At 63.6% G+C, this 15,300-nt stretch carries 15 protein-coding genes; 8 read left to right on the top strand and 7 right to left on the bottom strand.

The genetic code is table 11. From position 1 onward, the window contains the following. Positions 1–182 precede the first annotated feature (182 nt). Entirely contained in the window at positions 183–1,352 is a 1,170-nt protein-coding gene (locus HV765_RS23015; RefSeq protein WP_175171079.1) for a CaiB/BaiF CoA transferase family protein, read from the top strand. Positions 1,353–1,438: 86 nt separating this feature from the next. Next, complete coding sequence (locus HV765_RS23010; RefSeq protein ID WP_175171078.1) at positions 1,439–2,434, top strand: tripartite tricarboxylate transporter substrate binding protein; 996 nt, start codon at positions 1,439–1,441, stop codon at positions 2,432–2,434. Between the two features lie 21 nt (positions 2,435–2,455). Here the strand turns inward: HV765_RS23010 and HV765_RS23005 are convergent, their stop codons facing one another. The 7 genes from HV765_RS23005 to HV765_RS22975 all read right to left on the bottom strand — a co-directional run bounded on the left by HV765_RS23005 (position 2,456) and on the right by HV765_RS22975 (position 9,088). Beyond that, on the bottom strand, positions 2,456–2,830 hold the full coding sequence (locus HV765_RS23005; RefSeq protein WP_054427127.1) for a tautomerase family protein: 375 nt from the start codon (positions 2,828–2,830) through the stop codon (positions 2,456–2,458). A 172-nt stretch (positions 2,831–3,002) separates the two neighbouring features. Beyond that, positions 3,003–4,256 (bottom strand): quaternary amine ABC transporter ATP-binding protein, encoded by a 1,254-nt coding sequence (locus HV765_RS23000; RefSeq protein WP_054427126.1) that lies wholly within the window; start codon positions 4,254–4,256, stop codon positions 3,003–3,005. Continuing rightward, on the bottom strand, positions 4,253–5,110 hold the full coding sequence (locus HV765_RS22995) for an ABC transporter permease (protein WP_054427125.1): 858 nt from the start codon (positions 5,108–5,110) through the stop codon (positions 4,253–4,255). Before HV765_RS22995 ends, HV765_RS23000 begins: the two co-directional genes overlap by 4 nt. Before the next feature lie 337 nt (positions 5,111–5,447). Next, on the bottom strand, positions 5,448–6,449 hold the full coding sequence (locus HV765_RS22990; RefSeq protein WP_175171077.1) for an ABC transporter substrate-binding protein: 1,002 nt from the start codon (positions 6,447–6,449) through the stop codon (positions 5,448–5,450). A gap of 614 nt (positions 6,450–7,063) precedes the next feature. Then, a complete protein-coding gene (locus tag HV765_RS22985) occupies positions 7,064–7,303 on the bottom strand; it encodes a hypothetical protein (protein ID WP_175171076.1) in 240 nt (79 codons plus the stop codon). Further along, positions 7,300–7,770: a hypothetical protein gene (locus tag HV765_RS22980; RefSeq protein WP_175171075.1), complete on the bottom strand. Its 471-nt coding sequence runs from the start codon at positions 7,768–7,770 to the stop codon at positions 7,300–7,302. The genes HV765_RS22985 and HV765_RS22980 overlap by 4 nt, the downstream gene beginning before the upstream one ends. A 55-nt stretch (positions 7,771–7,825) precedes the next feature. Then, positions 7,826–9,088, bottom strand: coding sequence for a class I SAM-dependent methyltransferase (locus tag HV765_RS22975; protein ID WP_175171074.1), 1,263 nt, complete (start codon positions 9,086–9,088; stop codon positions 7,826–7,828). Positions 9,089–9,267: 179 nt separating this feature from the next. Here HV765_RS22975 and HV765_RS22970 point away from each other — a divergent pair, with 179 nt between their 5' ends. The 6 genes from HV765_RS22970 (at position 9,268) to HV765_RS22945 (ending at position 15,227) form a co-directional block, all read left to right on the top strand. Continuing rightward, positions 9,268–10,467 carry a Bcr/CflA family multidrug efflux MFS transporter gene (locus HV765_RS22970; RefSeq protein WP_441371710.1) on the top strand — a complete coding sequence of 400 codons (1,200 nt, stop codon included), beginning with the start codon at positions 9,268–9,270 and terminating at the stop codon, positions 10,465–10,467. Positions 10,468–10,799: 332 nt separating this feature from the next. Further along, positions 10,800–11,036 carry a 50S ribosomal protein L28 gene (rpmB, locus tag HV765_RS22965; RefSeq protein WP_054427120.1) on the top strand — a complete coding sequence of 79 codons (237 nt, stop codon included), beginning with the start codon at positions 10,800–10,802 and terminating at the stop codon, positions 11,034–11,036. A 34-nt stretch (positions 11,037–11,070) separates the two neighbouring features. Then, positions 11,071–11,238 (top strand): 50S ribosomal protein L33, encoded by a 168-nt coding sequence (rpmG, locus tag HV765_RS22960; protein WP_003810296.1) that lies wholly within the window; start codon positions 11,071–11,073, stop codon positions 11,236–11,238. A 127-nt stretch (positions 11,239–11,365) separates the two neighbouring features. Further along, entirely contained in the window at positions 11,366–12,595 is a 1,230-nt protein-coding gene (locus tag HV765_RS22955; RefSeq protein ID WP_156336979.1) for an ABC transporter substrate-binding protein, read from the top strand. Next, positions 12,595–14,472 carry an ABC transporter permease gene (locus HV765_RS22950; RefSeq protein WP_175171073.1) on the top strand — a complete coding sequence of 626 codons (1,878 nt, stop codon included), beginning with the start codon at positions 12,595–12,597 and terminating at the stop codon, positions 14,470–14,472. Before HV765_RS22955 ends, HV765_RS22950 begins: the two co-directional genes overlap by 1 nt. Next, positions 14,469–15,227 (top strand): ABC transporter ATP-binding protein, encoded by a 759-nt coding sequence (locus tag HV765_RS22945; protein WP_175171072.1) that lies wholly within the window; start codon positions 14,469–14,471, stop codon positions 15,225–15,227. Before HV765_RS22950 ends, HV765_RS22945 begins: the two co-directional genes overlap by 4 nt. Positions 15,228–15,300: the final 73 nt, after the last annotated feature.

The following is a 15,300-nucleotide window of genomic DNA, read 5'->3' as shown; positions in this document are numbered from 1 at the left end:
CTACGGCTTGGCGAGCACCGGTAGCGCTGATGGTAGCCAAAACCATGGCGGCAAGGAATGCCCGGCATGAGCATTCCCGCCAAGTGGAATCAGCGATTTCGCCATTGGTTCGCCGCAAAGCCGCGCCTAGACTGGATCGCGCCCCTGACTGGCCGCCTCTTCGTATTTACCGGAGTCCCTCTTTGGATACGCCGAACACCGCCCCGCTTGCGGGCATCAAGATCCTGGACCTGTCGCGTTTACTGCCCGGCCCGCTGGGCGCGCAGTACCTGGCCGACCTGGGCGCAGACGTGATCAAGATCGAAGACACGCAGGCAGGCGATTACGCGCCGCCCGCCCTGCGCGCCGTGTGCAACCGCAACAAGCGCGGCTTGCGGCTGGACTTGAAACACCCCGACGGGCAAGCCGCGCTGGCCGCACTGGTGCGCGACGCCGACGTGCTGATCGAGAGCTTCCGGCCCGGTGTGACGGCGCGATTGAAGGCCGATTACGACACCTTGTCGCGGCACAATCCGCGCTTGGTGTATTGCAGCATTACGGGCTACGGCCAGGATGGCCCGCAGCGGGATGCGGCCGGACACGACCTGAACTATTCGGCCTATGCCGGCGTGGCGGATCAAATGGGGTGCGGGCCGGATCAGCCCGCGCTGTCCAACCTGCCGGTCGCCGACATTCTGGGCGGATCATTGACGGCGGTGATGGGCATTCTGGCCGCGCTGGTGGATGCGCAGCGCACGGGCCGAGGCCGCTATGTGGACATCGCCATTGCCGATGGACTGCTTGCCGGGGCGGTGGTGCCATTGGCCACGCTGAATGCGCATGGCGATACGCGCCCGTCCGGCGGCGATACGTTGTCGGGCGCGCTGGCGTGTTACGGCCAGTACCGCACGCAAGACGGGCGCTATCTGGCGGTGGCGGCGCTGGAACCAAAATTCTGGAACACCTTGTGCCGCCGGCTGGATCGGCCCGACCTGATTGCACTGCACCGCGACGACAGCGCCGCGCAACAGGCGCACGTGAAAGGCGAACTGCAAAGCCTGTTCGGTTCGCGGCCGTTGGCGCATTGGGTGGAATTGCTTGAAGACGCCGATTGCTGCGTGTCGCCTGTGCTGACACTGTCTGACAGCCTGGTGCACCCGCACTTCAATGCGCGCGGCATGGTGCATCACGCGCGCCACGAGGTCTATGGCCCCGGCGCGCACATCGGCAGCCCCGTGAAGATGTCGGGCTTTCAATTTGCGATTCATCGCCAGGCCCCGCTGCCCGGCGAACACACCGATCAGATTCTGCGCGAAGCCGGTTACGACGATGCCGGCATCGCCAGCCTGACCGAGCGCGGCATTGCGCGGTAGCGCGCGCCGCCGTGTTCGGATGCCGCCGTGACAAGTGGCGCTGCCAAAGACCCGCTGTACCCATAACAATCAGGACGGAGACAACCATGACTGATCATCCTCGCAGCACCGCCTCGCCCGGACGCCGCAGCCTGCTGAAGCTTGGGCTGGCGCTGCCCGCCGCTCTGACGCTGGCCAAGCCCGCGCGCGCGGCCACCTTCCCCACGCGCCCCATCACGCTGATCGTGCCGTTTCCCGCGGGCGGCGCCACCGACACGCAGATGCGCGCACTGGCAGTCGCAGCCTCGCGCGAATTGGGGCAGACGGTCATCATCGCCAACCGCCCCGGTGCAGGCGGCACGCTAGGCCCGGCGGCGATGGCGCACACCACGGCCCCCGATGGCTACACGGTGTCCGTCGTGGTCGGCACGCTGTTCCGCTATCCGTTCCTGCAACAGGTGAACTACGACCCGCTCACGGACTTCACCTACGTGGCGTGCATGACGGCGTATTCCTACGGCATCGTCGTGCGCCAGGATGCGCCCTGGAAAACGCTGGACGAGCTGATCGCGCACGCGCGCGCGAATCCGGATCAGGTCAGTTATGGCGGCACCGGTGCGGGTGGCTCGGGCCGCATCGCCATCGAACGTCTGTCGCGATTGACGGGCGTGCGCTTCAACTTCATTCCGTACAAGGGCGCAGCGGAAGAAACGACCGCGCTGTTGGGCGGCCACATCCAGATGGTGTCGGACGCCGGATGGGGGCCAATGATCGACACCGGCAAGGCGCGCCTGTTGGCGGTGATGGGCGAGGCGCGCGCCAAGCGCGTGCCTGACGTGCCCACGCTGACCGAACTGGGCTACCCCATCATTGCGTCGAACCCGGTGGGCATCGCGGGGCCGAAGGGGATGGACCCGAAGGTGGTGGCGGTGCTGCAAAAGGCGTTCCACCGCGCGTCCCGAGATCCGGAATACAACCGCGCGCTGGAAAATGCGGATCAGCCGCACATGCTGATGGACAGCGCGGCCTATACCGAATACGCCGTCCGTCAGGTGGCGGAGGAAAAACAGTTCGTGGCCGAACTGGGCTTGAAGATGCAGTAATCGAACGGCGGGTGCGTGGGCTTAACGGCCAGCGGCTTTGGCGCTGATGCCGTTGGCCACGCCCATGTCAACCTTGGGCACGTCACGGATCAGGACGCGCACGTCTTCGCCCGAGATGTCGATGCTGGTGCACACGGCCTGGTTCAACGCCGCGATCAGCGCCGCCTTCTTGGCTTCGTCGCGGCCTTCGATCAGCGCCACGTCCACGCGCACCATGCGCTTGCCGATTTCACCGGCCACGATCACGTTCTCGGCAGGCACTTCCTGCAACACGATACGCACGCTGGGCAGCGGCGCGGCGATGCTCTCGACGACCGCGTTCGAGGCGGCCGTCAACAGCGCGGCTTTCTGAGCGGCCGAGTGGCCTTGCAGGATCTGGACATTCAAAATGGGCATGACGGCTTCCGATAATCCGAATGGGAGAAACCGGCCGAACTGACCGGCCAGCCATCATAAAACGACTTTGCCCGCATGCAAGGGATTGCATGCGGGCAAAAGGGTCAAGCTTGGGCGACGATGGGCGACGATGGGCGATGCTGGGACGCCCCCGTCAACCGCGCCGTCAGGGTCAGGCTGCTTCGCCCCGGTGTTCCGGCACGGGCTGGCCTTCGAGCTCGCTGGCAACCGCTTCCGCAGGCGCGGACTCGGTCAACGCAGGCGTCACCAGTTCCACGACCTTCTTGCGCGACAACATGCCCAGGAACTCGTCGTCTTCGCCCGTGACGGCAACCGGCTGGTCGCTGTGCACCAGTTGGGCCAGCACTTCGCCCAGGCCGGCGGTGGCGGGCACCGAGGCCAGGTCCTCGACAAAGCGCGACACATCGCGTGCGCCTTGCTCAATGGCCTGCTCGGCCGCCATGGCCGTCAGCACACCGGCCAGGCGCTTGCCGTCCAGCACCGGCGCGTACTGGTAGTCCATGGCGCGCATGCGGTCCAGCGCGTGCGCGGGGCGCGAACGCATGGTCAAGGTCAGGCGCGCCGGGTTCACGGCGTGCGTGGCGTTGAGCACCTTGGTGCGGTTCACGTCCTGCAAGAACGACTGCACATAATCGTTGGCCGGATTCAGCAGAATGTCTTCCGGCGTGCCTTCCTGCACCAGTTCGCCGTCCTTCAGGATGGCGATGCGGTTGCCCAGGCGCAGCGCTTCGTCCAGATCATGCGTGATGAACACGATGGTCTTGTTCAGCTTGGCTTGCAGTTGCAGCAGCTGATCCTGCATTTCGCGGCGGATCAGCGGGTCCAGTGCGGAGAACGCTTCGTCCATCAGCAGGATTTCGGCGTCGGTCGCCAGCGCGCGCGCCAGGCCCACACGTTGTTGCATACCGCCCGACAACTGATGCGGGTACTGGTTTTCAAAACCGGCCAGGCCCACTTGTTCAAGCCAGTCACGGGCGCGCTTTTCGCGTTCCGCCTTGCCCACGCCCTGCACGGTCAGGCCATACGCGGCGTTGTCCAGCACCGTGCGGTGCGGGAACAGGCCAAAGCGCTGGAACACCATGCTCATCTTCTTTTGACGGAAGACTTCCAGGTCGCGCTTGTTCAGGCTGACCACGTCCACGCCGTCTACCAGGATGTGGCCGGCGCTGGGTTCGATCAGGCGGTTGAAGTGACGGATCAGCGTCGACTTGCCGGAACCCGACAAGCCCATGATGACGTAGATGCTGCCTTCTTCAATCGACAGGCTGATGTCGCGCAGGCCCAGCGTGTGGCCGCTTTCGGCCAACAGCTGTTCCTTGCTCATGCCGCCCTGGGCCGCTTGCAGCCACTTCTTCGGATGCGATCCAAAGACCTTGTAGATGTTCTTGACTTCGATCTTGCTCATCGCTGGCCTCCCATGCGCATGCGCTGTCCATACGATTGCGTGATCCGGTCGAACAGCACGGCCAGCACCACGATACCCAAGCCTGCCAGCAGGCCACGGCCCACTTCCAGACGGTTGATCCCCAGCAGCACTTCATAGCCCAGGCCGCGTGCGCCGATCATCGACGCAATCACCACCATCGACAGCGCCATCATCGTGGTCTGGTTGATACCGGCCATGATGTTGGGCAGCGCCAGCGGCAACTGCACGCCAAAGAGTTGCTGGCGCGGATTGGCGCCGAACGCGCGCGACGCTTCCAGCACTTCGCGGTCGACCAGGCGGATGCCCAGGTCGGTCAGGCGGATCAGCGGCGGCACGGCGTAGATGACGGTGGCGATGATGGCGGGAATCTTGCCCAGGCCAAACAACATCACAACCGGAATCAGGTACACGAAGCTGGGCATGGTCTGCATCACGTCCAGCACGGGCAGCATGATGGAGCGCAGCCAGTTCACACGCGCCATCAGCACGCCCAACGGAATGCCGATTACCACCGACAGGCCCGCGGCCATGATCATCAGCGCCAGCGTCTGCATGCCGGCGTCCCACAAGCCCAGCACGCCAATGACGCACAGCAGCGCGCCCATCGCCAGGCTCAGGCCGATACGGCGGCTCACGCCATAGGCGATGGCGATGGTCACGGCAACCACCGCCCACCAGGGCGAGCTGCGCAACACTTGTTCAAGCCACACCAAGGCGTGCAGGACCGGCTGAGACAGGGTCTCTAGCGTGTCCGCGTAATTGGTGACCAGGTGATCGACGAACCCGTCGATCGCCGCCCTGACCTGACGGGCGGGAATAATTTCAGGAAACATATCTTTGACTCCATTCTGGGGCGCTTGGTGGCAGCCGCCGCCACGCATTCCGAGTAATCGGATGTCCATGCAGCCAGGACACTTCCGGTTGGAAACCGGCTGCTGGAAGGGGCGGCGCCATGTGCTTGCTTCCGAACGCATGCGTCCGGCAAACGGCCGTCCCAGGGGAAAAAACCCAGGGCAACATGCCCGCCACGGGGCTTTTTCCCTTAGGGGCTTTCCTATTCAGGGCGCTTCCTGAAGGGCTTTGCCTTCGGGGAGGCCCGGCTGGCGGGAACACTTCCCGCTGGCCGGGCCGGCACGCGCCACAAGGGCGCGGCACCAGCACCACGTTACGTTACAGCGCGCTTTGGACGCGCCCGGCGACGTCTGCGGGGACCCACTTGGTCCAGACATCGGGCTTGTTCTTCAAGAACCACTTGGCCACCGTGTTGGAATCGTCGCCAGACTCTTCCATGTGGGCCAGGGTTTCATTGATCACCGGCAGCGGCACCGAGACCTTAGCCAGGAAGGCGGTCAGCGTCGGGGCTTCTTCGGAGAACTTGGTGTTCACCGCGGTGAAGACGGGATTGTCAGGATAGGCGCTGGCCTCGGGCTTGGCGCACTTGGGCGACGTCAGGCACTTGTGCTTTTCGGCGTCGTAGGGCGGCATGTCCAGCTTGACCAGGTCCATCGCGCCAACCAGCGGCGTGGGCGACCAGTAGTAGAAGACGACGTTCTGCTTGCGCTTGTAGGCCGACATCAACGCCGCCTTTTGCGCCGCGCCCGTGCCGGGCGAGTACAGCGTGTAGGTGTCGTCCAGCTTCAAGGCGTGGAAGAGGTTGTTGCTGGTGACTTCGCAGCCCCAGCCCGCCGGGCAGCCGTAGAAACGGCCCTTGCCGGGTTCTTCCGGGTCCTTGAACTTGTCCTTGAACTTCGGCAGGTCGGCCGCGGACTTCAGTTCAGGCAGGCGTTCGGCCGTGTAGCGGGGGATGTACCAGCCTTCGGCGCCCATGTAGATGTCGCCGATGCGCTTGACCTTGCCAGTCTTTTCAGCGCGTTCCCAAGGTTCGGCCACGCTGTTCAGCCAAATCTCGGTATTGATATCCAGATCGCCGCGCTCAAGCGCAGCCAGGGCAGGCAGCGTTTCCGTCGGCAGGGTTTCGGTTTTGCAACCGTAGCCCTTTTCCATGATGAAACGTTCGACATCCACGAGGACCAGGTTGGATTCCCAGTTCATGGCGCCGAAATTGACCGGACGCTTGATTTCACATTGCGGCGCGTCGGCAGCTTGGGCTGCACCGGCAAACGCAAACAGAACGGCCGCGGCGGCCAGGGTCTTGACAGGGGTAAAACGCATTGGCTTTTGCCTCCATAGGTTCAGGGACACACGCCGGGTCTGGCCCGGAAGTGCCATGGAGCTAAGGGGGTTGTGCGGAAGACGGGCAGAACCGCCAATACAAACCGACACTAGCGACAAGAGGAACCGCAAAGGTGCGGAGTCTTGCAAGACAGAGGTTTCAAAAACGCGGTTTTTGAAAACCCACAGAAAGTGAACAAACTGAACGAAGAAGGCAGCATCTTAAACGAAATTGCTGCGCCGCCCAACCCCTGGGATGAATGAAACAGATACATTCCCAAGAAAATCTGTACGGGATTACCCGGAGTAAACCGAGGCGAATTGCGAATTTCCTCTGGGGAATAATGGGTCAAAAATGAAGATACATTCAGTAAATATTATGTTCTTATTAGTACATTCAAGGCGTTCCAGAAGGCCGGGAAATCGCCGTTTTAAGCTCTTTCTGAGCATAAATTCAGGTGAAATTCAGCTGGAAGCGGCGGAGAATCGGCGCGGCGATCGGCTTCTGGACGGTTAGTGCGACGACGGGTTTGCAGAAATAATGCAGCGCAGCATGGGGCATGACAGAGAGTCAACACCGCGAGCGCCGTGTTGTGCCCTATCCACCGTTCAATTCATCGCAGCCTTGCCTCTTCCGCGTTGATTCTGGCCAGGATGCGCTGGGCGCGATGGCGCTGCGCCTGCAACACCGTCAGACGCTGACGAATGCCCGGCCCCGCCGCACGATACCGGCGCTCACGAACGCGATCCTCAAGCCAGAACACGACTCGCATGCCCACCCAGGTCACAATCGTCATCCATACAACGGGTGCGTAATCGCCCCAAAATGCCGAGATATGGTGATAGATATTCATAGCCTCCTCGCCATCCATTCCGTTGCCACCGTTCCCGCAAAATAGTAGCTACTCCCGATGACGAACGGCGAGAACTCCATGATTTCTCGGACTTCATTACTGAACGACGCCATCAAAAGGTAGATCCAGCACACCGCGCCAAGGAGCGCCATCCAAAAACTCAACGCCGCGATGGACCGGGCCATCCCTCCTTGGCAGGCTTCACGGCTGGACGCCGCCGTCAACGCAACGAACAAGCCGATGCCCGCAACCGTCAGCGAAAGCGGAAAAAAGGCGTCCTTGTCTGGCTGCCGGAAACCCACGCGGAGCAAGTACTCCACGGTCCCCATGATGATGGGAAGCACATAGATCAGCCGTCTGGTCGTCGAAGGGAATCCGCCGATTCTCATTGCTTGCACGCCTTTGCAAAGGAATGCGCGCGGCTGAGCCATCCCCGCCGACGCGCAGCGCCCAGGATGCAGGATCAAGCAAGAGTTGTGGCGGGAATGCGTGCCCGTTACCTACCCTGATTCCGTCCGACTTTCAGCGGTCGCCGCTATACATATAGTCGCGCCGCCATGGGTACGAGAGGTCGGCGGGGTTGTCGAGTTCGTCCGGGCGGCCGGTGGCGGGCGGTTGGCCCAGGATCTGGTGCAGCGCGATCCAGCCGTGCTCGAACGCCATGGCGCAGCCGGCCAGATACAGGCGGTACGCCCGCAATGACCGTGCGCCCTGCTCGCCGCCTAATACCTGCGCGGCTTCGGGCAAGCGGGCTTCCAGCGCGTCGCTCCAGGCCCACAGCGTGCGCGCGTAGTGCGGCCGCAGGTTTTCGATGTCCACTTCCTCCAGGCCGCCATTGGTCATGGCTTCCATTACGACGCTGATGTGGGTCAGCTCGCCGCCGGGGAAGATGTATTTTTCGATGAACTCGCCCATGCCGTTGCCCAGCTCGGCGTTGTAGACGCCGGCGGCGGTAATGCCATGGTTCATGATCAGTCCGCCCGGTTTGAGCAGGCGGCGCAATTTGGCGAAGTAGCCTTCCAGCTGCGCCCGGCCCACGTGCTCGAACATGCCCACCGATGCAATCTTGTCGTAGGGCTGGGATTCATCCAGCTTGCGGTAGTCCAGCAGTTCCATGCGGACGCGGCCCGCCAGGCCTTTTTCCTGAATCAGTTTGGTCACGTGCGCATGCTGGTTGCGCGACAGCGTGATGCCGGTGGCGTCCACGCCGTAATGCTCGGCCGCCCACAGCAGCAAGCCGCCCCAACCCGCCCCCACGTCCAGAAAGCGCTCGCCGGCTTGCAGGCGCAGCTTGCGGCAGATGTGATCGAGCTTGGCTTCCTGGGCCTGCGCCAACGTCATGTCCGGCGTGCGGTAATAAGCGCAGGAATAGACCCGGCGCGGGTCTAGCCACAAGGCGTAGAAATCGTCTGACAGGTCGTAATGGAATTCGATCTGTTTGGCGTCCCGCTCAATCGAATGGCGCCACACCGACATCACTTTGCGCACCAGTTCCGTCAGCCAGCCGCCGCGCGCCGCGTCGACCGGAGACCCGGGCATCAGCGCTGACGCCGCCGCCATCACATCGCGCATATTGCCTTCGATATCGATGCGGCCTTCGACATAGTCCTGCCCCAGCACCCCGACTGCGCCTTCGGCCAGATGGGCCAGCGCCGTCTTGTCATGCGTGACAAAGCGCACGCGCGGGTCGGGCGGACCCAGCACCACGCCGTCAGGCAGAACGAGTTGGACGGTGACGGGCAACGCGTCGAGTTTGCGTTCCACAACAGACAACAAAGGATTCACGGCCTCTCCTCTGAACACGGTCGGACGCCAACGACTTTATCGGAAAACCGCTTAAATTTGCGTGTCAGGTTGCCCGTGATAAAGTCGCTGGCTTGGCGCAAACCCTGCAACAAACGCATTCGCGCCTTGTCTTTGCGCACTGTTTTTGCGCTACACCTCTGCGCTTTACCGCCACCACAATGCCCCCATCACCCGTTTCCCGCTCCGGCCTGCCCGGCTGGCTCATCCTCATGGGCGCGCTGACGGCGATCGGCCCGTTCGCCATCGACATGTACCTGCCCGCGTTCCCGACCATTGCGGCGAACCTGGGCGTGCCGCGCGGCGATGTCGAACGCACGCTGGCGGCCTACCTGATCGGCCTGGCGCTGGCGCAAGTGTTCTACGGCCCGATGGCCGACCGCTTCGGCCGCAAGCCGCCGCTGATGGTGGGGCTGGCGCTGTTCATGGTGGCTTCGCTGGGGTGTGCGCTGTCGGGTTCCGTCGAAGCGCTGACCGGCTGGCGCGTCGTGCAAGCCATGGGCGGCGCGGCGGGCATTGTGATTCCGCGTGCGGTGATCCGCGACCATTACGAAACCCATGAAGCGGCGCGCGCGATGTCGCTGCTGATGCTGATCATGGGCCTGGCCCCGATTCTTGCACCGCTTGCGGGCGGGCAGTTGCTGGCCATCACATCGTGGCGCAGCCTGTTCTGGATCATGCTTGCCGGCGGCGCCATGCTGATGTTTGCCGTGGCGAAGATCATGAAGGAATCGCTTGCGCCCGAACGCGTGGTGCCGCTGCGCTGGAGCACCATCCTGCGCAACTATCGTGACCTGTTCCGCCATCGCGGCTTCATGGCGCACAGCCTGGCCGGCGGTTTTGGGCAGGCGGGCATGTTCGCCTACATCATTGGATCGCCGCGCGTTTTCATCGAACTGTATGGCGTGGCCCCCCAGTACTACGGCCTGCTCTTTGGCACCAACGCGCTGTCGCTGATTATCTGTTCGCAGATCAGCGCCCGCCTGCTGCGCACCTATAAGCCCCGCCAGCTGCAACGCAAAGCGCTGACGGCGCTGGCGCTGGCCAGCCTGGTGGCCGTTGCGCTGACGCTCGCTGGCTGGATGACCCTGCCCCTTTTGATGCTGTGCTTGATCAGCTATATGGGTAGTCAGGGTTTCGTGAACCCCAATTCGGCAGCGCTGGCGCTGTCGGAGCAAGGCAAGCGGCTGGGCGCAGCGTCTGCCTTATTGGGGACGCTGCAATTGTCCTGCGGGGCGCTGGCCGGTTTTGCCGTCAGCGCCTGGCAGACGGACAGCGCCCTGCCCCTGACGACCACGCTGGCGACCTGCGCCTGCCTGTCCTGGATTTCGGGCCGTGTGGCGCAAACCCACACCGCTTGAACATGGCCGCTTGATTTACTTGCGTTTTTCGTATTAGAATCGAAGTCTTCACATGAAGTTTCCCGTGCTGATCTACTATGCTTTGTAGTTCAGCACTCTGACCCCAACCGCGCATAGCGAGATTCCAACGGAATCTGCAGCGATAGATGCAGCGGGTGCAGGCAGCGGGTATAAGCACGGGCGGATTCCGATCCCCCTCATCCACTAAGACTGGGTGGCCGGCAAAGGCAGCGCAACAGGCAACACATTGCGCTTACTTCACAGCCCGGCGGCTAAAACCCTGTCTACCCCCCAAGCGATGCGCGACAAGAACGACATAAAGAGGTGCATCCATGGCACGCGTATGCCAAGTGACCGGCAAAGGCCCGATGGTGGGCAACAATGTTTCGCACGCGAACAACAAGACCAAGCGTCGCTTCCTGCCCAACCTGCAATCGCGCCGGTTCTGGGTTGAATCCGAAAACCGCTGGGTCCGCCTGCGCGTTTCGGCCAAGGCCATCCGCACGATCGACAAGAATGGCATCGACGCCGTCCTGGCCGACATGCGTGCCCGTGGCGAAGCCGCCTAATCGGCGCCCCCAATCACCATACTAGGAGCACGACATGGCCAAAGGTATCCGCGAAAAGATCAAACTCGAGTCGACCGCCGGCACGGGTCATTTCTACACGACCACCAAGAACAAGCGCAACATGCCCGAGAAGATGCTGATCAAGAAATTTGATCCGGTCGCTCGCAAGCACGTTGACTACAAGGAAACCAAGCTGAAGTAATTCAGCCGGTTTTCTGGTTAGCGAAAAGCCCTGCACGGTAACGTGCGGGGCTTTTTTATTGCCGCAAGGCAAAGGTGCGTGCTTCAATCCGGTCAAGCCCGATTCCTCTTGCTTCTCGATAACCGCCATGCTCCGTCCCTGCCTTACCCTGCTGCGCCGCGCGCTCGCGCCCGCGCTATTGGCCCTGGCGCTGACGCCGGTCGCCGTTGCCGTCGCCAAAGACCGTGAACCGCCGATCCGCATTGGCGAGATCAACAGCTACAAGGCCATTCCCGCTTTCCTGGGCCCCTACAAAAAGGGTTGGCAGCTGGCGCTGGAGCAGGTCAATGCCGAAGGCGGCGTGCTGGGCAGAAAACTGGAAGTCATCTCGCGCGATGACAACGGCAACCCTGGCGATTCCGTGCGCGCCGCGCAAGAATTGCTGGCCCGCGAGAAAGTCGAGCTGCTGTTTGGCGGCTTCTTGTCCAACACGGGCCTGGCGCTGACCGATTTCGCCAAGCAGCAGCAGGTATTCTTCCTGGCCGCCGAGCCGCTGACGGACAAGATCACCTGGCAGGAAGGCAACCGCTATACGTACCGCCTGCGCCCGTCCACCTGGATGCACGTGGCGGCGCTGGCCCCCAAGGCGCTGGCCTTACGCAAGAAGCGCTGGGCCATCGTCTACCCCAACTATGAATACGGGCAGTCCGCCGTGGCCACGTTCAAGGCCATGATGAAGTCGTTCCAATCCGACGTGGAGTTCGTTGCCGAGCAGGCCGTGCCGCTGGGCAAGGTGGATGCCGGCGCGGTGGTGCAGGCCTTGGCCGACGCCAAGCCGGACGCCATCTTCAACGTGCTCTTCGCCGCCGACCTGACGCGTTTTGTCCGCGAAGGCAACACGCGCGGCCTGTTCGAAAACCGCGCCGTGGTGTCCGTGCTGTCCGGCGAACCGGAATACCTGGAACCGCTGGGCGCTGACACGCCGTCGGGCTGGATCGTGACGGGCTACCCCTGGTACGCCATCGACACGCCGGCCAACAACGCCTTCGTAGAAGCCTACAAGAAGCGCTACAACGAGACGCCCAAGGTGGGTTCGGTGGTGGGCTACGCGTCGCTGATGTCTATCGCCCAGGGCCTGAAAGCCGCGGGCGCCGTGGATACCGAAAAGCTCGTCGACGCGTTTGCCGGCCTGAAGGTGGATACGCCTTATGGCCAGATCCAATACCGCAAGCTGGACCATCAATCGACGATGGGCGTCTATGTGGGCGTGACGGCGGTGGAAGACGGCAAGGGCATCATGAAAGACTTCACCTACATTGACGGTGCGCGTCTGCAACCGCCTGACGAACAGGTGCGCAAGATGCGTCCGGCACACTGATGAGCCTGTCGGGGCTGCTGTCGCAGTTGCTGAACGGGCTGGCAGACGCCAGCGCCTTGTTCCTGGTTGCCGCGGGTTTGTCGCTGATCTTCGGTGTCACCCGCGTCGTGAACTTCGCGCATGGCTCGTTCTACATGCTGGGCGTGTATCTGGCGTGGACCTTCACCACGGCATTTGGCGACGGCGCGGGCTATTGGGCCGGTCTGCTGTTGGCCGCGCTGGCCACCGGCCTGATCGGGGCGGCCGCCGAATGGCTGGTGCTGAAACGGCTGTACCAGGCGCCCGAACTCTTCCAGTTGCTGGCGACCTTTGCGCTGGTGCTCATCATCGGCGACGCTGCGCTGGCCATCTGGGGGCCTGAAGACCTGTTCGCCGCGCGCGCCCCCGGGCTGTCTGGCGCGGTGCAGATCCTGGGCCGCCGCTTTCCCGAATACGACTTGCTGCTGATCGCCGCCGGCCCCATCGTGCTGGGGCTGCTGTGGCTGCTGCTGATGCGCACGCGCTGGGGCCGGCTGCTGCGCGCGGCCGCTGAGAACCGCAGCATGCTGGCCGCCCTGGGTGTAAACCAGGCCTGGCTGTTCACGTCCGCGTTCACCTTGGGCGCCTTCCTGGCCGGATTGGGCGGCGCGTTGGCCGCGCCCCGCGTCCCCGCCACGCTGGGGCTGGACCTGGAGATCATCGCCAGCGCATTTGTCGTGGTCGTGGTGGGCGGGCTGGGCTCGATTCCTGGCGCTTTCCTGGCGGCGCTGCTCATTTGTTCAGTGAAGGCGGTGTTCGTCTTCCTGGGCCAGGTGGCAATCGGCCCTTGGGTGTTCAATCTGTCCAAACTCACGCTGCTGGCCGAATTCGCCGTGATGGCGGTGGTGCTGGTGGTGCGCCCTTGGGGCCTGCTTGGCAAGCCCCCTGCCCCGGCCTCGCATGCTGGCGCGCCGGAACGCCCCATCGCCCCCGCGGGCCGGCGCTTGCGGGCGGCGTATGGCCTGCTAGTGGTGCTGTTGGCCCTGGTGCCGATTGCCGCATTGCAATGGCCGTATCTCAGCATTCTGATGACCGAAATCCTGATCGCGGCGCTGTTCGCGGCCAGTTTGCACTTTCTGACCGGGCTGGCCGGCATGACGTCGTTCGGCCATGCCGCGTGGTTTGGTCTGGGCGCGTATGGCGCGGCCTTGCTGCTCAAACTGGCGGCCGTGCCGATGGAAGCCGCCTTGTTGCTCGGCCCGTTTGCCGCCGCCTTTGGCGCGTTGCTGTTCGGCTGGTTCTGCGTGCGGCTGTCTGGCGTGTACTTGGCGATGCTGACGCTGGCCGTCGCGCAGATTCTGTGGGCGCTGGCGTTTCAATGGGACGACGTCACGGGCGGCAGCAACGGCCTCATCGGGCTATGGCCGTCGTCGTGGCTGGCGCAAGGCCCGTGGTTCTATTACGTGACGCTGGCCCTGTGCGCGGCGGGCATCGCGTGGTTGCGGCGCTTGGCCTTTTCACCATTGGGCTACGCATTGCGAGGCGTGCGCGATTCGTCGTTGCGCGCGGAAGCGCTGGGCATGGAAACGCGGCGCGTGCAGTGGGCGGGCTTTGTGGCCGCGTCCTTTGCGGCGGGCATGGCGGGTTCGCTGTATGCGTTTTCCAAGGGCAGCATCGCGCCCGACGTACTGGCCGTGAGCCGCTCGGTTGATGGTTTGGTGATGGTGCTGCTGGGCGGCGTGCAAACGCTGGCCGGCCCGCTCGTGGGCGCTGCCTCCTACACATGGCTGCAAGACGTTGCCGCGCGCAGCACCGAGTACTGGCATGCCGTGTTGGGCGTGGCGATTCTGGCGTTGGTGCTGGCCTTTCCGGATGGTTTGGCCGGCGCCGCCGCGCGTCTGCGGGGAAAGCGCGCATGACGGCCGCAACCGCCCTGTTGCAAGTGAAGGACTTGCGCAAATCCTTCGGCGGCATCGACGCCCTGGCCGGCGTGTCCTTCACGCTGGGGGCGGGCCAGATGCTGGCGCTGATCGGCCCGAACGGCGCGGGCAAGTCCACGTGCTTCAACGCGTTAGGCGGGCAATTACGCCCCGATTCCGGCTCGGTGCAGCTGGATGGCCGTGAACTCGTCGGCTTGTCGCCCGGCAAGATCTGCCGCCTGGGCGTGGGCCGCACCTTTCAGACCGCCGCCACGTTCCGCTCGATGACGGTGCGCGAAAACGTACAGACGGCTTTGCTGTCGCGTGACCGCCTGCTGTTCAACCCCTGGCGCCGCGCCGCGCACCACGCGGCCGACGAAGCCATGGATCTGTTGTCACAAGTGCAGATGGCGGACAAGGCGCACGCCGCCTGCGGCACCTTGGCGTATGGCGACGTCAAGCGGGTTGAGCTCGCGATGGCGCTGGCGCATCGGCCGCGGCTGTTGCTGATGGACGAACCTACCGCAGGCATGGCCACCAACGAACGCCACGCGTTGATGCGCCTGACGCGCCAACTGGCCGACACGCAACGCCTTGCCGTGCTGTTCACCGAGCACAGCCTGGATGTGGTGTTCAAGCATGCGGACCGCATCGCCGTGCTCGTGCGTGGCGCACTGTTGGCCGAAGGCGAACCCGCCGCGATCGCCGCAGATGAACGCGTCCGAGCCGCCTATCTGGGTACCGATACGCCCTGACGGCAGGCCTTGCGTCATGGGTATCGACTCGCCCTGACGCCACGCCCTGCGTCATGGGTACCGACTCGCCCTG

The sequence above is a fragment of the Achromobacter kerstersii genome, assembly GCF_902859595.1.
GTDB classification, from domain to species: Bacteria; Pseudomonadota; Gammaproteobacteria; order Burkholderiales; family Burkholderiaceae_B; genus Achromobacter; species Achromobacter kerstersii.
Note: the sequence above shows the minus strand (reverse complement) of the source record. Positions and strands in the feature narration are given on the sequence as shown.

Bases quoted from the DNA above. Each gene is read 5' to 3' on its own strand.
- rpmB (WP_054427120.1), top strand. From the start codon at position 10,800: ATGGCACGCGTATGCCAAGTGACCGGCAAAGGCCCGATGGTGGGCAAC.
- HV765_RS22970 (WP_441371710.1), top strand. From the start codon at position 9,268: ATGCCCCCATCACCCGTTTCCCGCTCCGGCCTGCCCGGCTGGCTCATC.
- HV765_RS23000 (WP_054427126.1), bottom strand. From the start codon at position 4,256: ATGAGCAAGATCGAAGTCAAGAACATCTACAAGGTCTTTGGATCGCAT.
- HV765_RS22995 (WP_054427125.1), bottom strand. From the start codon at position 5,110: ATGTTTCCTGAAATTATTCCCGCCCGTCAGGTCAGGGCGGCGATCGAC.
- rpmG (WP_003810296.1), top strand. From the start codon at position 11,071: ATGGCCAAAGGTATCCGCGAAAAGATCAAACTCGAGTCGACCGCCGGC.
- HV765_RS22985 (WP_175171076.1), bottom strand. From the start codon at position 7,303: ATGAATATCTATCACCATATCTCGGCATTTTGGGGCGATTACGCACCC.
- HV765_RS22990 (WP_175171077.1), bottom strand. From the start codon at position 6,449: ATGCGTTTTACCCCTGTCAAGACCCTGGCCGCCGCGGCCGTTCTGTTT.
- HV765_RS23010 (WP_175171078.1), top strand. From the start codon at position 1,439: ATGACTGATCATCCTCGCAGCACCGCCTCGCCCGGACGCCGCAGCCTG.
- HV765_RS22950 (WP_175171073.1), top strand. From the start codon at position 12,595: ATGAGCCTGTCGGGGCTGCTGTCGCAGTTGCTGAACGGGCTGGCAGAC.
- HV765_RS22945 (WP_175171072.1), top strand. From the start codon at position 14,469: ATGACGGCCGCAACCGCCCTGTTGCAAGTGAAGGACTTGCGCAAATCC.
- HV765_RS22955 (WP_156336979.1), top strand. From the start codon at position 11,366: ATGCTCCGTCCCTGCCTTACCCTGCTGCGCCGCGCGCTCGCGCCCGCG.
- HV765_RS23005 (WP_054427127.1), bottom strand. From the start codon at position 2,830: ATGCCCATTTTGAATGTCCAGATCCTGCAAGGCCACTCGGCCGCTCAG.